We start from the raw sequence: 13,101 nt of genomic DNA, 5'->3' as shown, positions 1-13,101 counted from the left end.
CCATCAAGAAATGCCACCTACACGGTTAAATCGAACCCCGGTTGGGATCCAGCCCGGCAGCACAGAGTCGGCGCCGCGCTCAAATTCAAAACTGATCCAGATCGCGACCGCTTTACCCACTAGGTGGTCGTCGGAGACAAAGCCCCAATAGCGGCTGTCGGTACTGTTATCGCGGTTGTCACCAAAGGCCAGATAATGGCCCTCAGGCACTACCCACTCGCCACGCTGCAGGCCTGGCTGCGCATAGAAGTACTCGGCGCGATCCGGTGCATGCGGGTTGATCAGGATCTGGTGTGCCACATCGCCCAGCTGTTCATTGTAGGTTTCCAGCGGGTACGGCCCCTGCATAAAGCGGCCAGACACCTCAAAGTCAAGCTCAACCGGCTTGAGGCTCTCGCAAGGCTCGCTTTCGCAACGGGGCTGGATAAACAACTGCTTGCCGCGGTAGATCACTTTGTCGCCCGGCAGGCCAACGATCCGCTTGATGTAATCGATGCGGGTATCTTGCGGGTATTTGAATACCGCGATATCACCGCGCTCCGGCTCACCGGTTTCGATAAGCTTGGTGCGGGTCACAGGATCTTTCAGGCCATAGGCAAACTTTTCCACCAAGATGAAATCGCCAACCAACAGGGTGGGCATCATCGAGCCAGATGGGATCTGGAACGGCTCGTAGATAAACGAGCGCAGCACCATCACCACCGCAATCACCGGGAACACCGAGCGGCTGTTTTCAACCCAGCTCGGCGCTTTGCTGAGCTTGTCAGAGGCCTCTTCAGGCAGCTCGCCACCGGCGGCGGTTTGAGCGTCGCTCAAACGGGCTTCACGTTGCTTCTCCCAGATAAACTTATCCAGGCCCCAGATCACCCCGGTAACCAGGGTGGCGATAACAAGAATGAGCGGAAATAGGCTTGCCATATCTGTTTATTAGTCCTTACCGATGTGCAGTACCGCAAGGAAGGCTTCTTGAGGCACTTCCACGTTGCCTACTTGCTTCATGCGTTTCTTACCTTCTTTCTGCTTGGCTAGCAGCTTCTTCTTACGACTCACGTCACCGCCGTAACACTTGGCGATTACGTTCTTACGCAACTGTTTAACGGTTGAGCGGGCGATAATGTGGTTGCCGATGGCCGCCTGGATCGCGATGTCGAACATCTGTCTTGGCACCAGCTCTTTCATCTTCTCAACCACCTGACGACCACGGCTTTCGGCGTTGTCTTTGTGGCAGATCAGCGCCAGCGCATCAACCCGGTCGCCGTTGATCATGATGTCTACACGCACCATATCGGCGGCCTGGAAGTACTTGAAGTTGTAATCCAGTGAGGCGTAACCGCGGCTGGTCGATTTCAGCTTGTCGAAGAAATCCAATACCACTTCGGCCATTGGGATCTCGTAGGTCAGCGCCACTTGCTTGCCGTGGTAATCCATCTTCTTCTGCACACCACGCTTCTCGACACACAGGGTAATCACGTTACCCAAGTAGTCTTGTGGTACCAGGATGTTCACCTCGGCGATCGGCTCGCGGATCTCACCAATGTTGTTTACCGGTGGCAGCTTGGCAGGGCTATCTACATAGCTGACTTCGCCTGAGCTTAGCTCCACCTCGTAAACTACCGTTGGCGCGGTGGTGATAAGGTCGAGATCGTATTCACGCTCCAGACGCTCTTGAATGATCTCCATGTGCAGCATGCCAAGGAAGCCACAGCGGAAACCAAAGCCCAATGCGGTTGAGTTCTCTGGCTCGTAGAACAGCGATGAGTCGTTCAGGCTCAGTTTGCCCAGCGCATCACGGAAGTTCTCATACTCGTCCGAGCTGGTTGGGAATAGGCCCGCATACACCTGCGGCTTCACTTTTTGGAAACCCGGCAGGGCTTCTTCTGCGCCGTTCTTTTGGGTGGTTAGGGTGTCGCCCACAGGCGCGCCCAGAATGTCTTTAATACCGGCGATCACATAGCCCACTTCGCCAGTGCGCAGGGTGCCGGTGCTGGTTTGTTTCGGGGTGAAGATACCCACCTCGTTGACCACGTGCACTTGGCCGGTCGACATCACCAGCATGCGGTCGCCCGCTTTCAGCTCGCCTTGGGTCACTCGCACCAACGACACTACACCTTGGTAGTTATCAAACCACGAGTCGATGATCAGCGCTTTTAGCGGGCCATTGGAGTCACCTTCTGGCGCCGGGACGTTTTTAACGATGGCTTCCAGTACGTCTTCAATACCCAGGCCGGTTTTGGCCGAGCATACGGTGGCGTCGGTGGCATCGATACCGACGATGTCTTCAATCTCTTCGGCAACGCGGTCTGGGTCGGCCTGAGGCAGGTCGATCTTGTTCAAAACCGGGATCACTTCTAGATCCATCTCGATGGCGGTGTAGCAGTTCGCCAGTGTTTGCGCTTCTACACCCTGAGCGGCATCTACCACCAGCAACGCGCCTTCGCAGGCCGCCAGCGAGCGGCTTACTTCATAGGTGAAGTCAACGTGTCCGGGGGTATCAATAAAGTTCAGCTGGTAGGTCTCGCCGTCTTTGGCGTTATAGTCCAGCGTCACGCTTTGGGCTTTGATGGTAATGCCGCGTTCTCGTTCTAGATCCATTGAATCTAGAACCTGGGCTTCCATCTCGCGCTCACTCAGGCCACCACAGTGTTGGATGAGTCGATCGGATAGGGTCGACTTACCGTGGTCGATGTGAGCAATAATACTGAAATTGCGAATGTGCTTCATAGAAAATCTGTACGCTAGTTAATTCGATACTGCCTTCCTAAAGCAGCATAGACGTTAGCTTGCTGGGGGCCAAAGGCTGGAAGGGAGACCGTGATCATTGGTTGAGCTCTAAGGGGCGGAATTCTACTCGATTTCGCCCACAGTAGCTACGCTTTGTCGCGCCCTTGATGAACACCGACAATACTGGGCTTGGCATGGTTGCCGGATTGCTGTCGAGAGAGGCGGCGGCTGAGCACAAAACCCAGTGCTAAACCGATGCCAGCACCTGCGATACTCAGGCCCTCACTGCTACCATTTGCGGCGCCTAGCAGCGCTCCACCAGCGCTACCCAGTACCAGACATACCAGCGGTAACAGATAGACCAGTAAGGCGTGGCGCACCAACTGCTTGGCAGGCAGGCCAAGTTCGACCTGCTCACCGGGCGCAACCTTAAGTGGCGTGGCCACCTCAAAACGATGCACCCGCGAGGGAAAGGCCTTGGCCAGCGAGCTGTTGCCGCAGTCTTCGGCCTTAGAGCAAGCGCTACAGGCGCTGCGCGAGATACACTCTACTACCGCGCCGTGTTCGGTGACTTCTACCACCTTGGCGGTTTCGATCAGTAGCTCGCTCTGGTCCTGCTTCATCGGTCGGCCGCGTTATGGCTGCTCAAGGCGTGGCGAAAATTTCACGCTGTCGGCGATGCGCGAGGCGGTCTCCGGTGGGATCTCACCGACCACGGTGATCTCGATACCGTTGCGCACCACGGTGTGCAGGCTGGTCGCGCCTTGGCGAACCAGGTGCTCGCGCAATGGACTGGTGGTGCCGATGGGATTGATATACACCGAAACATCAAACAGACCATCGCCCAATTGCATGTAATCCACCGATTCGGACAACAGCACCAAGGAGTGCTGCTCACGGGCGCGTACCTCCATGCCAACCGGTTTCCAGCCCAGCTGCCAATCAACTTGCAGCTCTTCGCTGGCATCAAGGTTGGCACCGGTTACCACACTCGGCAGATCGATACTGGCCAGCTCTTGCATCCACTCGTTGGGCTTGCTGAACTCAATCAGACTCACTGCCATATGCTGCTCAACCAAATCCCCTTGGCGATCGACGATATCGATGCGCAGTGGCAAGGCTGAGTTAAAGTCCAGCCATAGATACAGGCCATACATGTCAGCGGATTTCGGCACGATACGCATCACCTGCGCGGGTCGGCCTGCTACCCGACTCTTACCGGCAATGACCAGCTCGTAGTTGGCGCTGAGGCGCTCAGCTTCCAAGGCGGCTAAGTTGCCAAAGATGCCCGGCAAACGCTTAGAGGTCAGGCTATAAGGCGGCTGTCCGGCCTCGAAGTAGGCGACCTTGTTGGCGCGATAAACCGCCTCATGGGCAGGTCCATTTAGGTAGACCCGGTGGCTGATCTGCACGTCATCGACTAAACCGTGGATAAAGCGCACCGGCTCGATATGGCCTTGGCGCACCTCGATGTAAGCCAGTTCGTAGTTAAGATGATGGAAGGCATGCTGGAAGCGCATTAGCAGATCAAGCGCGGTTTCCTCACGGATTTCTTCTTGCGAGGCCAGCATTGGGGTGACCGCCTGAACGGAGGTGTCGTTACTAGGAGATTCCGGAAGGACGGTTTCAGAAGCTACAGAAAAAGAAGCCAGCGCAATCAGCGCTGGCATCATCAATACAGTCTTGCGCATAGGCGAACTACTCTACAACACGCTGTTGGAACCGATGGTCTTGCAAGTAGGCGCTGATACGTTGACGCTGCTCGAGGATCTCAGCTTCAGTCATTTCACGATGCTGTGGACCTGACTGCAGGCTGACCGGGCTTACTGCTCCACCAACCGGAATGGTATTAAATACAGGCAGTGGCTCTTCGCCGCCCTGCTCTACAGAATACTGCTGCACGCCAATAATCGCGGCAACTGCAACTGAAGCCGCTATCGCATATTGACCCGCGTAACGGAAGAATTTGACGACTTTGGCTGAAGAAGGCTTGTCTTGCTCAGCTTGTGGGCGTGGCGCCACAATGGCTGGTTCCTCTTCAAGGGCCAAGGCAACTTGGTCAGCGATGTCGATTTCAATGCGCGGAGCCACTTCGCCCCGGATAACATCGCCAATCAGGTGATAGTCACGCCAACTGTCGGCCAGTTCGGCGTCATTAGCTAACTGTTCCAACAACTTTGCATCCTGCAACTCGTTGTCAATTAGCGCTGATAGCTGCTCGTTATTTGCCATAATCTCTTTCTTTTCCCAAAAATCACCGGCTCAATAGCGGCTTGATTCGCTTGTCGATAGCGTCCCGGGCACGGAAAATACGCGAACGTACTGTCCCTACAGGGCACTCCATCACGCTTGCGATCTCCTCATAGCTTAGTCCATCCAGCTCTCGAAGCGTAATCGCAGTACGTAAATCGTCGGGTAATGCCTCTATCGTAGCAAAAACCACTTTCTTAATCTCGTCTGACAGCAGTAACGTCTCCGGAGAATCGCCTTCTCGCAGGGCTTCACCGCCATCATAAAACTCAGCCTCTTCGGCATCCACATCGTTAGCTGGCGGGCGACGCCCTTGGGCCACGATGTAGTTCTTTGCGGTATTCACCGCAATCCGATATAGCCAAGTGTAAAACGCACTTTCACCACGAAAATTCGGCAACGCCCGGTACGCTTTGATAAATGCTTCCTGAGTGACGTCTGCGACGTCGCCAGGGTTTGCTACATATCGGGCAACCAGACTTGCCACTTTGTTCTGATACTTCTTTACTAACAGACCAAAGGCGGCTTTGTCACCGCGCTGAGTCCGCTCGACCAACGCTTGGTCAGTCCACTGTTCACTCATTGTATGCTACCGACCCCCTAATGCTTGAAATTCGGTAGCTTTTTCGGTGGCGCACTTTTTAGGACTACTGCTTTTCAAAAAAGTTCTCATCAATTCGTTTTTATTTCATTTGGCAAGCGCGACACTGCACAGCATCTTGTATTTCGGTTACACTAGCGCCTCATCCAGTCTGACAACAAGCATCAAGAACACTGCAATGGAATACACAAGCGACGTACTGGTTATAGGAAGTGGCGCTGCCGGCCTGACTCTTGCCCTTAATCTAGCTGATTATGCCAAAGTCCACGTTTTGAGCAAGGGGCCGTTGAAGGAAGGCTCGACTTATTATGCTCAGGGCGGGATAGCCGCCGTGTTCGACAAGAACGACAGTGTCCCACAACACGTCAACGATACCTTGATTGCCGGCGATGGCCTATGTGATGAAGAGGCGGTGACCTACACCGCCGAGAACAGCAAGGCCTCCATCGATTGGCTGATTAACTTAGGCGTTCCGTTCGACCAAGAACAAGACGCCAGCGGCGAGACCAACTACCACCTGACCCGCGAAGGTGGCCATAGCCGTCGACGTATTCTGCACGCCGCCGACGCCACCGGTAAAGCGGTGCAACGTACCTTGGTAAGCAAGGTGCTGGCTCACCCCAACATCACCCTGCTAGAACGCTTCAATGCAGTTGACCTTATCACCGAGCAGCAGGGCGAGAACAAAGTCGCGGTGGGCGCCTATATCTGGAACCGTAACCGCGAGCGGGTTGAAGTGGTTCGCGCCAAGTTTGTCGCCTTAGCGACCGGCGGTGCCAGTAAGGTCTATCAGTACACCTCTAACCCAGATGTCAGCAGCGGCGATGGCATCGCTATGGCGTGGCGCGCAGGCTGCCGGGTGGCCAACATGGAGTTCAACCAATTCCATCCAACCTGCTTGTATCACCCCGATGCGCGTAACTTCCTGCTTACCGAAGCGCTACGCGGCGAAGGCGCTCTGCTAAAACGGGCCGATGGCACCCGTTTTATGCCCGATCATGACAAGCGCGAAGAGCTGGCCCCGCGAGATGTGGTAGCACGCGCCATCGACTACGAGATGAAGCGCTTTGGCAGCGATTGTGTGTACTTAGATATCAGCCATCGCGACGATGAGTTTATCGAGCTCCACTTCCCCACCATCCTCAAGCGCTGCTTAGAGCTGGGGATCGATATCCGTAAACAGCCGATCCCGGTGGTGCCCGCAGCCCACTACACCTGTGGCGGAGTAGTCAGCGACCTCAACGGCGCGACCGATATCGCCAACTTGTATGCCATCGGTGAAGTTGCTTACACCGGCTTGCATGGCGCTAACCGTATGGCCAGTAACTCGCTGCTAGAGTGCGTGGTGTTTGCCCACAGCGCGGCCAAGCATATCCACCAGCGCCTCGATAAGGTTGAGCTGGTATCGAAACTGGCAGACTGGGATGAAAGCCAGGTAAGCAATTCCGATGAAGAAGTGATCATTACCCACAACTGGCACGAGTTACGCCTGTTTATGTGGGATTACGTGGGTATTGTGCGCACCAACAAGCGTTTGGAGCGAGCGATGCGCCGCATCCATTTGCTGCAGCAAGAAATCTTCGAGTACTACTCCAACTTCCGCGTAGGCAACAACCTGCTAGAGTTGCGTAACTTGGTACAAGTGGCGGAGCTTATCGTCGCCTGCGCGATGCAGCGGCACGAGAGTCGCGGGCTGCACTACAACCAGGACTACCCCGACAAGCTACCGGAAGCGAAACCGACCATTCTCGATCCCAACAGCTTCTACCACGGCGGTCAGCTCGACTAAGCGAGCAAGTTGATCACCGCACACAATCGCCGGTAGTCGCTATCTTCAGCACTATCGGCGAACACCAACCAATAGCGGCGCTCACCTTGGCGTTGTGCAACCACCAAACAAAAGCCCAAGCCCACCCGACTTCGTTGACTCCACTGCCACGGCGCTTGATCGCCTGAATCGGCTAGCCAAAGCTGCTCGGCTGAAAAACTAAACCGGGGGCGGTAGCGCCACCAGTGCAGCAGGCCGAAGACCAGATTAATCAGGGGTAAGGTGCTGACGCTGAGAAGTTGCCAGTGTTGGCGAATGACCGCCAGCATCACTAGCGTAGAGAGAAAGACTAAGGCCAGGTAACTAAGAGAGCGCCTGGCCTGAAGCTTATGCTTTAATGCGCTTGAGGATGACATTCACCATCTTCGCCAACTCAGGATCGTCGCATTCACGGTGACCCATAAACCAGCTAAACAGATCCGGATCATCACAGGTTAGCAAGCGACGGAAGGCTGCTTGATCGGCTTCGCTAAGTTGGTCATAGGCTTCATCAACGAATGGCATCAGTAGCACGTCCAGCTCCAACATTCCGCGCCGACAGGCCCACTTTAAGCGTGATTTACTTTGTTGCATGTTTTTCCTCGAGGCTAAAACCGCATCACCGGCAAATAGACTAGCCGGGATTTTTCGCTGCAAACCATACCAAATTCGTGGTTACTTGTCAGAAATTCAGCTCACTAAAACCACCAATTGCTGGCTGTTCATCACTTCGTTTATCCAAATGGAGAAACGGCGCTTTCAGGCCTCAAGGTGCTGCGTTGCCAACGCTTTTTTTGTAGTATGCTTGCAACAACGCTTTAACCTTAGCCAAGAAGAAACGCAGACAAAGCAGGCTCACACGGCTAATCACTAGGTTCCCTGGCTTGCCAGCGGCAACGGAGTTAAACCATGACAACCAATGCATTGTGTCCCATTCCCCCGATTTTTGTTCAAGGCCTCAGCCAATGGCATATCACCGAGGTAAGCGGTGAAGAGGCGGCCAGCTACCTACAAGGACAGCTCACCTGCGATGTGAGCGCCTTACAAGTTGGCCAACACAGCCTAAGCGCCCACTGCGACCCAAAAGGCAAGACCTGGTCGGTGATCCGAGTGGTACGCCTTGATGAGCAGCGCTTCCTCTATCTGCAGCCGCAGTCAGTTGCAGCTACCCAGCTAGCCGAGCTGAAAAAGTACGCGGTGTTCGCCAAGGTCGAGATCAGTGAGCCAGAGAACCTGAGCCTTACCGCAGTCATGGGTAACCAAGCTGCCAGCTTTATTAGCGAGCAGTTTGACGAGAACCTGGCCAACCACGGCGGCCTACTGAACGATGGCGGCGTATGCATTCGCCTCGATGGCCCACGAGTACGCTACCTGGTGATCAACCAGCAAGGGCTAACAGCGCAGCCCGCTGATAACACCTTGGATGCCAACCAAGTGTGGCTGGCTGGGCAAGTCGCCTCTGGTCTACCGATGCTTGAAGCCGCCACCAGTGGCGAGTTTATCCCGCAGGCGCTTAACCTGGACAGCCTCGAGGCAATCAGCTTTAGCAAGGGCTGTTACACCGGACAGGAAACCATCGCCCGCGCCCGCTATCGCGGCATTAACAAGCGAGCCACTCACCGCTTGGTGGGCCACAGCCAACGCCTGCCAGAAGCTGGCGACAAGCTGGAGCTGCAACTAGGCGAGAATTGGCGCGCCAAGGCCACCGTGCTGCAAGCCGTGGCCATCGAGCCCGAGCATATTGAACTGCTAGCCGTCAGTGATAAAGAGCTGGAAGCCGATGCGCGTTTCCGCCTCAGTGGTGATGACAGCAGCCAGTTTACCTTGGCACAACTGCCCTACTCTATTGGCGAGTAAAAGTCGATTAGAGAGTAAAGCCCGTTAACCGAACGGAGAGACGCCTTGTCTCTCCGTTGTTTGATTCCGCCCCACTTCAATATCCTGCGCTAACCTCATATCCGAACAAGCTCTGAGCCACTGTTTTCGCAAGTAATTACTTGAAAATTATTGTGAAATCCCAAAGCTGTCACAAATCGGTTGACTAACTCAGCCAAATCACCAAAGTGACATAATGACGTCATAATTTCAGTCTATGGTTAACTAGATGGCAAAGAGCAGTAAAACCGATAAAACGGCGAAGTCGGATAAACCTAATTCTGATAAGCCTAAATCCGATAAACCTAAATCGGATAAACCTAAGTCGGAAAAATCAAAGAAGAACACTTCGTTGCGCCTCGATCCGGCAACGCTGAAAGCGTTAAAGATCCGGGCCATCGAAGAAGAGCGCTCGGTGCAGAAGATTATCGAGTCACTGATTAAGGCCTACTTAAAAGGCAAAATCTCACTCTAGGTGCGAACGGTAACGAGAATAATTGCAGGGAGAATTCACCCATGAAGCCAACCCATGTGATGATCATCCCGGTCAGGGAAGTGGCACAAGGCAGCCAACGTGTTGTGCAAATCTGTCTGATAACCAGCCGAGCCTCGGGCGAGTGGTTGGTGCCTAAAGGCTGGCGCGAGCAGCGCACGGTAGACCGAACTCAAGCCGAGCGCGAAGCCTTTGAAGAGGCTGGGCTGCTTGGTAAGGTGATTCCGATGAATAAGTCCGCCAAACTAAAGGCAGTAAAAAATGGCAAGAAGCGCCACTGCAAACTCTACCTGATGGATGTACAACAGGAGCTGGAGCGCTGGCCCGAACAGCATCAACGCCAGCGCCAATGGGTACCCATCGACCAGCTACACCAACATCTAAGCTCCAAGCAATTAACTAAATTAGTGCGCAAGTACGCCGCTTAAGCCTGTGGAGTATTTGCGCAGCTATCCAGTTATTGATTAAGCTGGCATGAGTTAGCTGGTAGCGGAGGTTATCGTGAGGTGTTGGCGAGCTATGCTGATTGTAATAGCGCTGTTCGGTTTCTCCGCAGCGCAGGCCAACGCGCAAACCGAGTTACGTAGCTGGCTGACTGAACAAGCCCCCTTTGGGCGATTCGCCAAAGCCATCAACCGGCAGCTTGAGTTGCCCTTTCCCCTCGAAGACCCACTCGATAACCCTGAGCAAGCAGATGCATTGCTGCAATGGCTGGCTAATGCCAGCGAGCAACTGCAGCAAGCCAAGCGCTACACCTCGCCAATACAACACAGCCTTGGCCTGGCCAACCTGCTGCAGTATCGTCGCTATCAGGGGCTGGCCCAGCAGTGGCAGAGCCATCAAGTGTGGCTTGGCGACCCCAGCTATCACCGCCAAGCGTTGGCGACCTTGCTGTTACTCAACACCCTCGATGCCGCCCAAAGCGAAGCCATTCTCGATGCCCAGCGCGACTGGCTGGCTGCGCAACTTGAGCTTCAACCTCGGCTAAGTAGTCAGCTCAACTTTCAGCGCCAGCAACAGTTGCTCGCCTTTAGCTATTGTCTGGCCTATGGCGCTCACCCCGGAACGTCTTCGCTGATGCAGTTTCGGCCGCACTATCAGGCCCACTACTGCACGCCGCTCTATCGCCAACAGCAGCGTGCTTTCAATGAATGGATTGTTCCAGCGAGCAGCCATTAGCTGGCAACAGAAATTTTCACACAATCCGGCCCAGATTTAGGCTAGTTTTTGCTTTAGGTCCTTACCTTTTTAAGGAGCAGTGATGCAAGCCATTATTCCCTACTTGAACTTGGCCGGTCAGGCCGAGCTGGCGCTGGCGTTTTATCAACGTTGCTTTAACGGAGACATCACCACCATGATGCGCTTTGGCGACAACCCCAGCGACGCCCCCATCCCCGATGAGCTAAAACAGAAAGTGATGCACGCCCACTTTAAAGCCGGGCAGTTGGAGTTTATGGCCTCTGATGGTATGCCCGGCGAAGAGCTACAGCCCCATGCAGGAAGCATCGAGCTGAATCTAAACTTTAACGACTTGGCAGAGCAGCAAAAAGTGTTTGATGCTCTGGCGGAGAACGGCCAGGTGATACATCCCTTACAAGACACCTTTTGGGGCGCCCGCTTTGGCCGGATTAGCGACCAATACGGGATTAGCTGGATGCTGAACTGTCAGTTGTAGTCATTGACGCGCAGTTTACATTCCCCGGCGTTTAAAGAAGTCAGCCTCGTTGCCAGTATCGGGCACGTAGAGATTGAAGGTTTTGTCGGCAACGATCTTGTTGTCGATCTCGATGGTCATCCGCCAGTCGCCCAGCTTGTTGCTGACCGGCGCCCAGATGGTGTCGCCCAGATAGAAGTTCCAATCGTTGCTGCGAATGTACTCTTCGCCACGAAACGGGGCCATCACCTCGCCGTCTTCATCGGGAATATCGGGGTGATAGATGCAGTACACCAGCTTTTCGCCGCGGGCTTTTTTGATGTTGATGATCATGCCGAACTCCACCTCTAGTTTGGCTTCAACGTCCAGCGTGAACTGTTTAATTTGCGGTAGCGATTTGTCCTCGCTGTCCCAGGTCGAGTAGATCCCGTAGCTATGTAGTTTGACCAGCGGTTTCGCCTTGGCCATAACGACTCCTAAAATTAATTCGTGTTGCTTCTCAGCTACTGTTAAGCTTAATCGAGACGCATTAAGCGCTGCTTATCAACTGATTTCAAGGAAGAAAAATGAAAAAGTTCAGTTTGTTGCTGCTCTGCCTAAGCTTCAGCCTACAGGCAGCCCCGGTCGATGAGTTGGTCGATACTCTCGCCGGCCCCAAGTCTATTGAGCGGATCCACCGCCAACTCAATCGCTATCTAATTAGCCAAAACTCGGCACTGGCTGATTATCAGGATGTTCTCGACAGCTGGTCACAACAGCACATCACCTGGAGCAACTTAGCGCCCGAGTTTAAAGAGTTGTATGCCAAGTACTTCAGCGATGCCGAGATCAAAGAGTTGCTGGCATTCTACAAAAGCCCAGTGGGACAAAAAAGCTTGGCGGTATCAGAGCAGATCAGCCGAGAGGGTGCCGCAGCCAGCCTGAAACTAGCCAAACAATATGAAGAGCAGCTCAAAACGATGCTAGTTGAAGAGCGCAGCCGACGCGAAGGTACAGCGACTAACTAACGCGCTCTATCTATACCCGAGCATTCTCAAACGGCTAGCACTCTGGTTATCACTCGGGCTAGCCGAATTTGTGATACTGCTGATAACGGGTCTTCATGGTATTGCAGAAACGCTCCATTGAACGACTGTCGCCATGGGCGTGGGGGTCGTTCATCATCACTTCCACTTGCTCTTGATAGCGATGAAGGCGCAGTTCGTTGTTGAACTGCAGACGTTCGATCTCCAGCTGCACCTCTTGATAACCTTGGTGCAACACCTCGTTCATGCAGTTGAGGGATAAGCCCAGATAGTGAGCCACACGAATGGTCTGGCCATCGGTTGTCGAGCGCATCAGCTCCTGCAGCAAAGCGGCATAGCCCATGCTAGCGCTAAACTCTTCAGCGTTGAGTTCCATACCACGCAGCAGCGCTTCTACGTCATCACGCACGCCACTTTCATTAGTATCGTGACCAAGCCAGCTTCGCTCCAACTCAGCCAGATATACGTAACGGCGAAACTCATCACCCTCGCTCAGCTGCTGCTCTTTATAGGCCTCAACCGAATCACGAAAGTCACGATCAACGGGTTCACACGCAGCTATGACTGCCCACAAGGGGAAAACAAGAAGCGGTAGATATTTAATATTCTTCTTTTTAATCAACATCATGCTAGACACCTAATTACCGTAACAACATCCTAGCACAACGATTTGAG

Annotated in this window: 17 protein-coding genes; 7 read left to right on the top strand and 10 right to left on the bottom strand. The window is 54.0% G+C overall.

Going from position 1 to position 13,101, the window contains the following annotated elements:
- Positions 1-3: 3 nt before the first annotated feature.
- The 6 genes from lepB to rpoE form a co-directional block, all read right to left on the bottom strand.
- Positions 4-918, bottom strand: coding sequence for a signal peptidase I (gene lepB, locus G462_RS0108525; protein ID WP_026958632.1), 915 nt, complete (start codon positions 916-918; stop codon positions 4-6).
- 9 nt (positions 919-927) lie between these two features.
- Positions 928-2,721: a translation elongation factor 4 gene (gene lepA, locus G462_RS0108520; protein ID WP_026958631.1), complete on the bottom strand. Its 1,794-nt coding sequence runs from the start codon at positions 2,719-2,721 to the stop codon at positions 928-930.
- 146 nt (positions 2,722-2,867) lie between these two features.
- The gene (locus G462_RS0108515; protein ID WP_026958630.1) at positions 2,868-3,344 is read right to left on the bottom strand and encodes a SoxR reducing system RseC family protein; all 477 of its coding nucleotides are present in this window, start codon (positions 3,342-3,344) and stop codon (positions 2,868-2,870) included.
- A 12-nt stretch (positions 3,345-3,356) separates the two neighbouring features.
- Positions 3,357-4,412 (bottom strand): MucB/RseB C-terminal domain-containing protein, encoded by a 1,056-nt coding sequence (locus G462_RS0108510; protein ID WP_026958629.1) that lies wholly within the window; start codon positions 4,410-4,412, stop codon positions 3,357-3,359.
- A gap of 7 nt (positions 4,413-4,419) precedes the next feature.
- A complete protein-coding gene (locus G462_RS0108505) occupies positions 4,420-4,953 on the bottom strand; it encodes a sigma-E factor negative regulatory protein (RefSeq protein WP_026958628.1) in 534 nt (177 codons plus the stop codon).
- Between the two features lie 22 nt (positions 4,954-4,975).
- Positions 4,976-5,554 carry an RNA polymerase sigma factor RpoE gene (gene rpoE, locus G462_RS0108500; RefSeq protein WP_026958627.1) on the bottom strand — a complete coding sequence of 193 codons (579 nt, stop codon included), beginning with the start codon at positions 5,552-5,554 and terminating at the stop codon, positions 4,976-4,978.
- 196 nt (positions 5,555-5,750) lie between these two features.
- Between rpoE and nadB the strand changes: the two genes are divergently transcribed.
- Positions 5,751-7,361, top strand: a complete 1,611-nt coding sequence (gene nadB / locus G462_RS0108495; RefSeq protein ID WP_035477255.1) for an L-aspartate oxidase — start codon at positions 5,751-5,753, stop codon at positions 7,359-7,361.
- On the opposite strand, the gene G462_RS0108490 is transcribed toward nadB, so the two are convergent.
- Entirely contained in the window at positions 7,358-7,756 is a 399-nt protein-coding gene (locus tag G462_RS0108490) for a protein YgfX (RefSeq protein WP_157378584.1), read from the bottom strand. The two genes, nadB and G462_RS0108490, sit on opposite strands and share 4 nt — an antisense overlap.
- Entirely contained in the window at positions 7,728-7,973 is a 246-nt protein-coding gene (locus tag G462_RS0108485) for an FAD assembly factor SdhE (RefSeq protein ID WP_026958624.1), read from the bottom strand. Before G462_RS0108485 ends, G462_RS0108490 begins: the two co-directional genes overlap by 29 nt.
- A 315-nt stretch (positions 7,974-8,288) precedes the next feature.
- Between G462_RS0108485 and ygfZ the strand changes: the two genes are divergently transcribed.
- From ygfZ to G462_RS0108460, 5 genes are all read left to right on the top strand, one after another.
- Positions 8,289-9,236 (top strand): tRNA-modifying protein YgfZ, encoded by a 948-nt coding sequence (gene ygfZ / locus G462_RS0108480; RefSeq protein WP_026958623.1) that lies wholly within the window; start codon positions 8,289-8,291, stop codon positions 9,234-9,236.
- Positions 9,237-9,483: 247 nt separating this feature from the next.
- Positions 9,484-9,729 carry a hypothetical protein gene (locus G462_RS22155; protein ID WP_035477252.1) on the top strand — a complete coding sequence of 82 codons (246 nt, stop codon included), beginning with the start codon at positions 9,484-9,486 and terminating at the stop codon, positions 9,727-9,729.
- Positions 9,730-9,770: 41 nt separating this feature from the next.
- Positions 9,771-10,175, top strand: a complete 405-nt coding sequence (locus G462_RS0108470) for an NUDIX hydrolase (RefSeq protein ID WP_026958622.1) — start codon at positions 9,771-9,773, stop codon at positions 10,173-10,175.
- 91 nt (positions 10,176-10,266) lie between these two features.
- Complete coding sequence (locus G462_RS0108465; RefSeq protein WP_026958621.1) at positions 10,267-10,926, top strand: hypothetical protein; 660 nt, start codon at positions 10,267-10,269, stop codon at positions 10,924-10,926.
- Positions 10,927-11,008: 82 nt separating this feature from the next.
- Positions 11,009-11,422, top strand: coding sequence for a VOC family protein (locus G462_RS0108460; protein ID WP_026958620.1), 414 nt, complete (start codon positions 11,009-11,011; stop codon positions 11,420-11,422).
- Positions 11,423-11,437: 15 nt separating this feature from the next.
- On the opposite strand, the gene G462_RS0108455 is transcribed toward G462_RS0108460, so the two are convergent.
- Positions 11,438-11,869, bottom strand: a complete 432-nt coding sequence (locus G462_RS0108455; RefSeq protein WP_026958619.1) for a DUF3859 domain-containing protein — start codon at positions 11,867-11,869, stop codon at positions 11,438-11,440.
- Positions 11,870-11,967: 98 nt separating this feature from the next.
- Here G462_RS0108455 and G462_RS0108450 point away from each other — a divergent pair, with 98 nt between their 5' ends.
- Positions 11,968-12,408, top strand: a complete 441-nt coding sequence (locus G462_RS0108450; protein ID WP_026958618.1) for a DUF2059 domain-containing protein — start codon at positions 11,968-11,970, stop codon at positions 12,406-12,408.
- Positions 12,409-12,466: 58 nt separating this feature from the next.
- Here the strand turns inward: G462_RS0108450 and G462_RS0108445 are convergent, their stop codons facing one another.
- Complete coding sequence (locus G462_RS0108445) at positions 12,467-13,054, bottom strand: hypothetical protein (protein WP_026958617.1); 588 nt, start codon at positions 13,052-13,054, stop codon at positions 12,467-12,469.
- Positions 13,055-13,101: the final 47 nt, after the last annotated feature.

The sequence above is a fragment of the Aliagarivorans taiwanensis DSM 22990 genome (assembly GCF_000429505.1).
GTDB classification, from domain to species: domain Bacteria; phylum Pseudomonadota; class Gammaproteobacteria; order Enterobacterales; family Celerinatantimonadaceae; genus Aliagarivorans; species Aliagarivorans taiwanensis.
Note: the sequence above shows the minus strand (reverse complement) of the source record. Positions and strands in the feature narration are given on the sequence as shown.

What these genes read in the sequence shown, in the direction of transcription:
- lepB (WP_026958632.1), bottom strand. Translation starts at nt 918, where the DNA reads ATGGCAAGCCTATTTCCGCTCATTCTTGTTATCGCCACCCTGGTTACC.
- lepA (WP_026958631.1), bottom strand. Translation starts at nt 2,721, where the DNA reads ATGAAGCACATTCGCAATTTCAGTATTATTGCTCACATCGACCACGGT.
- G462_RS0108515 (WP_026958630.1), bottom strand. Translation starts at nt 3,344, where the DNA reads ATGAAGCAGGACCAGAGCGAGCTACTGATCGAAACCGCCAAGGTGGTA.
- G462_RS0108510 (WP_026958629.1), bottom strand. Translation starts at nt 4,412, where the DNA reads ATGCGCAAGACTGTATTGATGATGCCAGCGCTGATTGCGCTGGCTTCT.
- G462_RS0108505 (WP_026958628.1), bottom strand. Translation starts at nt 4,953, where the DNA reads ATGGCAAATAACGAGCAGCTATCAGCGCTAATTGACAACGAGTTGCAG.
- rpoE (WP_026958627.1), bottom strand. Translation starts at nt 5,554, where the DNA reads ATGAGTGAACAGTGGACTGACCAAGCGTTGGTCGAGCGGACTCAGCGC.
- nadB (WP_035477255.1), top strand. Translation starts at nt 5,751, where the DNA reads ATGGAATACACAAGCGACGTACTGGTTATAGGAAGTGGCGCTGCCGGC.
- G462_RS0108490 (WP_157378584.1), bottom strand. Translation starts at nt 7,756, where the DNA reads ATGTCATCCTCAAGCGCATTAAAGCATAAGCTTCAGGCCAGGCGCTCT.
- G462_RS0108485 (WP_026958624.1), bottom strand. Translation starts at nt 7,973, where the DNA reads ATGCAACAAAGTAAATCACGCTTAAAGTGGGCCTGTCGGCGCGGAATG.
- ygfZ (WP_026958623.1), top strand. Translation starts at nt 8,289, where the DNA reads ATGACAACCAATGCATTGTGTCCCATTCCCCCGATTTTTGTTCAAGGC.
- G462_RS22155 (WP_035477252.1), top strand. Translation starts at nt 9,484, where the DNA reads ATGGCAAAGAGCAGTAAAACCGATAAAACGGCGAAGTCGGATAAACCT.
- G462_RS0108470 (WP_026958622.1), top strand. Translation starts at nt 9,771, where the DNA reads ATGAAGCCAACCCATGTGATGATCATCCCGGTCAGGGAAGTGGCACAA.
- G462_RS0108465 (WP_026958621.1), top strand. Translation starts at nt 10,267, where the DNA reads ATGCTGATTGTAATAGCGCTGTTCGGTTTCTCCGCAGCGCAGGCCAAC.
- G462_RS0108460 (WP_026958620.1), top strand. Translation starts at nt 11,009, where the DNA reads ATGCAAGCCATTATTCCCTACTTGAACTTGGCCGGTCAGGCCGAGCTG.
- G462_RS0108455 (WP_026958619.1), bottom strand. Translation starts at nt 11,869, where the DNA reads ATGGCCAAGGCGAAACCGCTGGTCAAACTACATAGCTACGGGATCTAC.
- G462_RS0108450 (WP_026958618.1), top strand. Translation starts at nt 11,968, where the DNA reads ATGAAAAAGTTCAGTTTGTTGCTGCTCTGCCTAAGCTTCAGCCTACAG.
- G462_RS0108445 (WP_026958617.1), bottom strand. Translation starts at nt 13,054, where the DNA reads ATGATGTTGATTAAAAAGAAGAATATTAAATATCTACCGCTTCTTGTT.